We start from the raw sequence: 7,600 nt of genomic DNA on the forward strand, positions 1-7,600 counted from the left end.
AATTTGTTCTTCCTACTAAATAGGAGCTATTCCAAATTATTATTTTGGATAGCTCCTTTCAAATTCTTCTTATTTTTTACTTCTACCAATGTCAGCTTCTACATACCATTTATTCTGCTATTTGCGGACAGTACAACTCTCATTTCAAAATTCGGTGAATAAACTGCTCGATTGCAATGCGAGTGGCCCTCACTGATTAAAGTTTCCTTTTATTTTTGCATTGAATCTAACATCTTCACAATAAAGGCAGCTGCCTGACCACGAGTTGCTGTACCTCGAGGATCAAACTCATTATTTCCAATACCATTAACTACCTTTAGACTGTATAATCGTTGAACCGATTCTTTGTATGTTATTAAATGCTTATCTGTAAATGGTAATGCTACTAACTCACCTGTAATTCCTTTATATCGTAATGCTTTGTCAATCATAATAGATACTTCTTCACGAGTAATTGGTGAGTTAGGATCAAAAATCCCTTCACCACGACCATTAATAATTCCTGCACTTGCACAACGTTTAATACCGTCATGAAGTGATGGATGTGCCTCATTAATATCTACAAATGACTTATTTCCCTCTGGTAGTTTAAGAGCATTCGAGATTAATTTTGCAAACTCCGCTCTCGTTACATTTCGATATGGCGCAAATACACCATTACCTTCGCCTTGCATAATACCTAGACTGTTTAATTTACGAATATGCTCTTCAAACCAGCCACCTGTAATATCATCTTTTGGTTTTTGTACTTCTTCCTTAGGCTTTTGTACTTCTTCCTTTGGTACATTGTAGTTAATTTTAATCCAGTTTGGGTCATAGAAAATCCATTCTCCATTACCTACTTTATACCAACCATTTTTAACCGCTAATACTTTGTAACGATCTCCGTTTGAAGCTTTACGTACAACACGATGTTCAATACCCGCATCACTACGTACATTGATACCACTACCATTTACCACTAGTTCCATGCTAGGTTCAGCTGGATTATTTTCATTTGGATTAAATGAGTCATTTTTATCTTGTAAAGGCGTATCAATCTGCGCATTTATATTTGCATACCACTGAATTCCTTGTACGAAACCAGCCCAATTACCACGTGAAATTAAAATGTCAGGACATTTTTTCCCGCTCCATTGTTGATGCTTGTAAATATGATCTGCACCAATTCCTTCTTTGTTCATTAAATAACCTGCAAGTCGTTTTGCATTTTCTAAAGCTTTATTGTAATCACCATCTTGGTTAACCGCGATCTCGATACCGATAGACTCCCTGTTTCCTGATCCATCTCCATCTCCTGCATGCCAACCATTTTCGTTTGTTGGTAAGTGTTGATAAATTTGTTTATCGTCTACAGTAAAATGCCATGAAGCTGTTCGGAAAGTGCCTTCAGTTGCTTGCTTGTATAAATATTTCGCATGATTTTCAGCATTAGCACCAGCGGCTGTATTTGCGGTCTCATGAATTGTAATGTAACGTGCTTTCATCGGATTTGCAGGACGAATATCAGGATTTCCTGCTGGAACAATCCACTCCACAAATGGAACTCCTGCAAGTGTTCCATATTTCTTCGTACTCTGTGCACTATATTGAATACCTCTTGGCTTTGCAACAGGTTTCATTTGACGATCAGATCCATCATTTCGACCATCTACAGATTCAAATGCCTTTTCAATGTTTGAAATAGCTTCCTTTTCTGCTACTTGTCCCTTCTTAGCATTTTGCATTTTGTTTAATTCTTCTGTTTCATCATGTTTATGCTTATATTCTTCTAAAAGCATTTTTTCATTTTCAGATACTTCTGCTTCGTTAATTTGTACATGATTAGGAACTTCCAACTTGAAATTAGAATAATTTAATCTGCTCGTTCCGTGTTCTCCTTGGGCAATATTAAGTTGATCAGTTTGAGAGTTGTTTATCTCTTCTGCTGATGCTGATAAAGGTACGCTCCCTAAAATCACTAGACTTGTTGATAGTGCGATTACTTGTTGTTTGATTGTCTTATTCATTATTATAATAAATACATACACACTCCCACCGTGTATGTATCTCAACCTCCCTTTATTGTCACATTAATTTTTAAAAATATGAATCTACTATGTACTTCTATTATATTTTCTTTTTATTTATATATTTTAATTATTTTATTTTATACCCATTAAGAAAATATTTATATGTCATCCCTACAGATGAATTTCATCTAATATACTTTTTATAAAATTCGTCAACAAACATTATTTTACAACTAATTACAAATACCGTCAAAATAATCAATTTAAACTTAGACAAATAACTGGCATACAATTTCATAATAAGAGATCCTATACTATCGAAATACATCTATTACAAATTCCCTTTAACGTTTTCAACAATCTCATTTATCGTATTCCGATCAAACTTATCACTAATTTCATATGACTCACGATCTCCTACGAATTGCACGCCTACGATATCATTGCGATCCTTACCGTATTGCACTTCAATAATAGATCCTCGCTCTATTTGTTCCCAAATGAGACCTGCTTCATCTTTATTATCTAAAATAATGCAGTCTTCAATATTTTCATCAATCCCAATTAACTTATTATCATCCATATATCCAATCTCGTATTGTTGCCGTTCTTTCGCTTTGCCACTTACTAATATACCTTTGCTACCATATGAGTAATCCATATAGTCCTTTTTCTCCGTTTGTACCGCTTTCGGCTTTTGTGCTTCAGTGTTTTCAGCAGCCCCACAACCTGTAATAAGACTGATTGGGATAACCACTATTAATACTAATCTAGTAAATTTTTTTATCATTTGTAACCAACCTCATATATTTAATGCAAAACTCCATTTATTACTCTATTAAAGAATAACATGATACTAAGTAAACAGAACGAAAGATAACATATTATTTACATACTCGCACTTTAATGAAGGACTAGGCCATTTAAACCTAGTCCTTCATAACTTTAACTTTGCTTCACATACTTAATTGTATTAAATGACGTCTCATTAAATAATCGCAAGTTTTCCCCATCATAATCTTGAACTTTATATGCTATTTTCTTTTTTTGAATTGTATCTTCTACACCGTCTACTAAACGTTTATTGAGATGTAAATAGATTGTAAAAGCTTCCTTATCATATTCCCAAGTTCCTTCAATATAATTCTTTTTATTTGGATACTCACCTTTACCATACGTTTCAAATGTCTTATCACCTTTTAAAATGAGTGACATATTGAAACCGTCTGTTCCTTGGAATCCCCAATTACCGATTAATTCCGTACCATCCTTCACATTCTTCATAACGTTATCTGTATTAATTCCAGCTTTCTTATCTAACTCTTTCAAATCTTTCATTGATACTGTACCGTCACCGATTTTAATATCCCCTTCAAGATCTTTGAATGCCTTAAGCCAGTAAATATCTCCTTCTTTCACTAGCTTTTCAGATTTCTCTATTAACTCTTTATCAGTCTTATCACCTTTTTCTCTTTTTTCTTTTCTGGTGAATACTTCATTTATTAAAGAAAAAGACTCTCTAAAATAACTAATTGCTTTTTCAAAATCTTTTTGTTGGTTTACATACTCTGCAGGGGGATCTATTGACTCAAATTTATCTAACACTTTATTTAATTCTTTCACACTATCTACTATATCTGATTTCTTTTTCTTACCGTCAAAAACCTCTCTTGTAATATTGTTATGCTCCGCAAACAACTTATCAAACTCTACTCCTAATTTATACACTTTATTAGGATAGTCTTCCTTTGAAACTTTTTCTTTCTTACTATTAGACTTCGATTCTTTTACTTTAGACTCTTCCGTTTTCTCCTGTTTAGAAGTGTTCGTTTTCTCAGAAACTCCACAACCAAATAACAACATGACCGGAACTGCTACCCCTAGTAGTTTCTTTGCATTCATGACTGATTTCTCCTTCTACTTGAATAAATTACTCCTGCTATACCCATCCTCTTTTTTTATCTTGTAATTAAAGTTACAATCGCAATAACTCCTAGAATCGGTCCCCAATATTCCATTTTTATAAAAAATAATGAGTGCTTTTTGTTAAACATAACTTTTTCACCAGTTTCGGCATCTATATAAACTTTCCCATCTGGCTTATTAATATATTTACCTAAATACCAAGACATAACCCCTGATATAATAAACATTACCGCCATTGGCCAACTATGGTCTTGAAAATATGTAGCGTCCCCCGTTATAGATCCAAAGATAGCCTTACCCAAAAGAGTATTAATAATTACAATAATTGCGACTAAAAAACCCCAACCAGACCAAATAATCATCTATTTCTCCTCCTAAAGCGTACAACTTTGTACTTTATGTTAATTTGAACTGCAAACGAAAATGTTTAAAAAACCGAATATTCAGACGTTAATAATTATTTTTAGCTTACATTCGATTCTAACTTTAATGTCCTAAATGCAAATGAACCAGATATAATTTGTAAAATTGTCGGAATAAGTAAAAAGAATAATGACATAAACAACATAACTATAGGAATCACAATCATACAAACTCCATAAACTTTATTATTAACCTTGTTTACTAAACACGATAAAATGAACAACCCTATTTGAACCGTTAAAATAATAGAGTAATAAGCTAAAAGTTCGTAATCAACACCTTCCATAATATTAAACGCTACAACTATTAATATTATGGAAATAATAATTCCCAAAATGCCACCAATTAAACCTAATACGAATTCAGGTGTTCTTTTCAATTCAATCCCCCTTTTATGAACCACTAACAGCTTGTATATTTTTCCCATTCACCATCATACCAAATATTCACTGGAAAAACTATACATACTTTTCATTCTTCCTTACCTTACAGTGACCTTCTTACCATTATAGATAGCTTGTAGCAGTCACAAAATCAAAACCTTCAAAATTACTAACCGGTTTCGATACTTTTAGAAAGTAGACATACCCCTTGAATACAATTAGTATTAACACATGAAATACGAAAGGCTTAAAAAGGCTTTCACATGAAGAAAGGAAGTTGCACAACTATGGATTTTAAAACAGTTATGCAAGAACTTGAGGCTCTAGGTAAGGAACGAACGAAAAAAATATACATATCTAACGGTGCGCATGAGCCAGTATTCGGAGTAGCTACAGGTGCTATGAAACCAATCGCTAAAAAAATAAAATTAAATCAAGAGTTAGCTGAAGAGCTTTATGCCACAGGTAACTACGATGCTATGTACTTTGCAGGTATTATTGCCGATCCAAAAGCTATGAGTGAGTCTGATTTTGATCGCTGGATAGACGGGGCATATTTTTATATGCTATCTGATTATGTAGTGGCAGTAACTTTATCGGAGTCAAATATTGCACAAGATGTTGCTGATAAATGGATTGCAAGTGGGGACGAGCTTAAAATGTCTGCCGGATGGAGTTGCTACTGTTGGCTTTTAGGAAATCGCAAAGACAATGAATTTTCCGAAAGTAAAATTTCCGATATGCTTGAAATGGTGAAAGATACAATTCATCATTCTCCAGAACGAACAAAATCCGCTATGAATAATTTCCTAAACACCGTGGCAATATCATATGTACCACTACATGAAAAAGCAGTCGAGACTGCAAAAGAAGTTGGTATAGTTGAAGTCAAACGTGATAATAAAAAAAGCAGTTTGCTAAATGCTACAGAGAGTATTCAGAAAGAACTTGATAGAGGAAGACTTGGTTTTAAGCGTAAGTATGTAAGATGTTAAAAGTATGAAGGTGTCAATCTAGGAGAGATTGACACCTTTTTTGTGGACATTACTAGACTAACGGAGCTGCAAGTTAAAGGGAACCAATCATTCATCTCCCACTATACATCTCAAACTTCTTCTTTCAATTTATATACCCTATCTCTTTTCTCATCATCTTTGATAAAAATAAGTTTTCCTTCTGTAACAAAACCTTCTAATAGTAAACATACTTGTCCATATGCTTTAGGCTTATTCGTAGTGAATCTTTCATCGGGTATTTTACCAGATCGTATTAATCGTTCACATAGCTCAAGCGCACTTATTTCTTCAGAATCAATTAATTCTAAAATATCTTTTTGTAATGGTGATAAAGGGGCTGGTACCTTACATACCTCAGCTACCTCCACCTTTTCTTTTTCTTCTTCAAATAAATCTTCAAATGAAATTTGATTCATTACATCTGTTCCTTTCTAACGATTGATTTGTATAATATGAACTGAATCCTATAGCGTATTTATTATTATGTATTACTTACCTTTTTTCATAAATCTCAAACTCATGTACATCGTTTCATATAGTATGTTTTGATTATACCAAATATACGTTCTGTTTTCTATTGTAGAATTTTCATAACAGAAATGAAAGTAATAGTAAACATTTCTCTTCTCGTTAGTTATATAGAAAACTATGTAAAAAGTTTACATAATAAAATTATAGTGATCTGTTAAATTTCTACGCTAATACGCAAAAAAACACTCGTTGCCTTTAATCGACAATCGAGTGCTTTAAGTTCATCTATTTTTAAGTAGCATAAATTTATAAATTTTGTAGTAACAGTATGACACCATTTATATGTCGTGACAACGACTATGTTAACACTTACGAGTTTGTATGAGTTCGTTAGTTTAATATACATTCCATATGTTTATATTCATCGCCAAATAAAATGCTATCTCACCTAAGATTTTACTTTATTTTCTATTCTATCATTGCACACAGTACTCCATGATGGTACAACCATCATGGAGTACATACTTTCAAAAAACCTTTTATTTTTTCTATCTACTTCACATAAACTTTGTTTTTCATTGATTTATATATGTGTTAATGTGTTTCGTTATCATATTCGCTTGTAGAATATAAATTAAGTAGTAAGTCTAAGTCATTTGAACGAATCCTATATCTCTATTTACCTAGTAATAAAATATCTATTTATTCTATTATTGTACTGGTCCCATAAAACTAGTAATAATAAGAATATGTTCCTTTAATTTGACCTTTTTTAAGTTCTCTACTTTTTCTGCTCCACCTAAACCTAATAGAGGTGTATAACCAAAACACTCCTCGTAATCTAACTCATTATATTGTTTAAGCGCTTCAGGATAAGGTTGCCAAGATAAATCTTCATCTCTAAATTCTAAATCAGTAATATTTTGAAAGAAAAATTCAAATGTAAACATAATGGTCTTTACTATACCATACCTGTAATTAAGTAATCTAACATATCCATCTGACCAAATAACCAAGTCTCCCATACCCGTAGCAAACAATACTATTGAATCCTTATATCTTTGACTACTCTCCTCCAAAATCTCTTTAAATTCCTCTGGATTTACACTTTTAAAATACCCTTGCATAAATGTACCAAATCCATAATTACTCCATAAATTTATTATTTCATTAGGTACTACATGTTTATACTTTTCAATGATTTCACTCGGAACTTTATTATGCAACTTAAAATCTTTTAAATATTGTTCCATCTAAACTCCTCCTCTAATGTGTTAATTTTACATTCAAATAAGTACTTTTTAGTTGTTCTGGTGTCATGTTTTTGGCTAATTCCTTAATTTGTTCATCAACAATATCAATTCTATAC

8 protein-coding genes and 1 pseudogene are annotated in these 7,600 nt (G+C 32.4%); 1 reads left to right on the forward strand and 8 read right to left on the reverse strand.

Annotation, left to right across the window (positions count from 1 at the left end):
• Nucleotides 1-209: 209 nt before the first annotated feature.
• From HMPREF2590_RS18520 to HMPREF2590_RS18540, 5 genes are all read right to left on the reverse strand, one after another.
• Nucleotides 210-2,009, reverse strand: a complete 1,800-nt coding sequence (locus tag HMPREF2590_RS18520; protein WP_070861512.1) for an S-layer homology domain-containing protein — start codon at nucleotides 2,007-2,009, stop codon at nucleotides 210-212.
• Between the two features lie 334 nt (nucleotides 2,010-2,343).
• Nucleotides 2,344-2,802: a hypothetical protein gene (locus HMPREF2590_RS18525; RefSeq protein WP_050821995.1), complete on the reverse strand. Its 459-nt coding sequence runs from the start codon at nucleotides 2,800-2,802 to the stop codon at nucleotides 2,344-2,346.
• Between the two features lie 155 nt (nucleotides 2,803-2,957).
• Nucleotides 2,958-3,914 carry a DUF3994 domain-containing protein gene (locus HMPREF2590_RS18530; protein ID WP_016118256.1) on the reverse strand — a complete coding sequence of 319 codons (957 nt, stop codon included), beginning with the start codon at nucleotides 3,912-3,914 and terminating at the stop codon, nucleotides 2,958-2,960.
• 56 nt (nucleotides 3,915-3,970) lie between these two features.
• Nucleotides 3,971-4,300: a hypothetical protein gene (locus tag HMPREF2590_RS18535; protein WP_000587853.1), complete on the reverse strand. Its 330-nt coding sequence runs from the start codon at nucleotides 4,298-4,300 to the stop codon at nucleotides 3,971-3,973.
• 101 nt (nucleotides 4,301-4,401) lie between these two features.
• Entirely contained in the window at nucleotides 4,402-4,740 is a 339-nt protein-coding gene (locus HMPREF2590_RS18540) for a DUF4064 domain-containing protein (protein ID WP_000831724.1), read from the reverse strand.
• 291 nt (nucleotides 4,741-5,031) lie between these two features.
• Here HMPREF2590_RS18540 and HMPREF2590_RS18545 point away from each other — a divergent pair, with 291 nt between their 5' ends.
• Nucleotides 5,032-5,739: a DNA alkylation repair protein gene (locus HMPREF2590_RS18545; protein ID WP_000346320.1), complete on the forward strand. Its 708-nt coding sequence runs from the start codon at nucleotides 5,032-5,034 to the stop codon at nucleotides 5,737-5,739.
• A gap of 110 nt (nucleotides 5,740-5,849) precedes the next feature.
• On the opposite strand, the gene HMPREF2590_RS18550 is transcribed toward HMPREF2590_RS18545, so the two are convergent.
• From HMPREF2590_RS18550 to HMPREF2590_RS31225, 3 genes and pseudogenes are all read right to left on the reverse strand, one after another.
• A complete protein-coding gene (locus HMPREF2590_RS18550) occupies nucleotides 5,850-6,176 on the reverse strand; it encodes a DUF3895 domain-containing protein (RefSeq protein WP_001071909.1) in 327 nt (108 codons plus the stop codon).
• Nucleotides 6,177-6,941: 765 nt separating this feature from the next.
• Complete coding sequence (locus HMPREF2590_RS18555; protein ID WP_048519269.1) at nucleotides 6,942-7,484, reverse strand: T6SS immunity protein Tdi1 domain-containing protein; 543 nt, start codon at nucleotides 7,482-7,484, stop codon at nucleotides 6,942-6,944.
• A gap of 13 nt (nucleotides 7,485-7,497) precedes the next feature.
• Nucleotides 7,498-7,600, reverse strand: a pseudogene (locus tag HMPREF2590_RS31225) (polymorphic toxin type 15 domain-containing protein); the annotation flags it as partial.

The sequence above is a fragment of the Bacillus sp. HMSC036E02 genome, assembly GCF_001836235.1.
GTDB lineage: Bacteria > Bacillota > Bacilli > Bacillales > Bacillaceae_G > Bacillus_A > Bacillus_A cereus.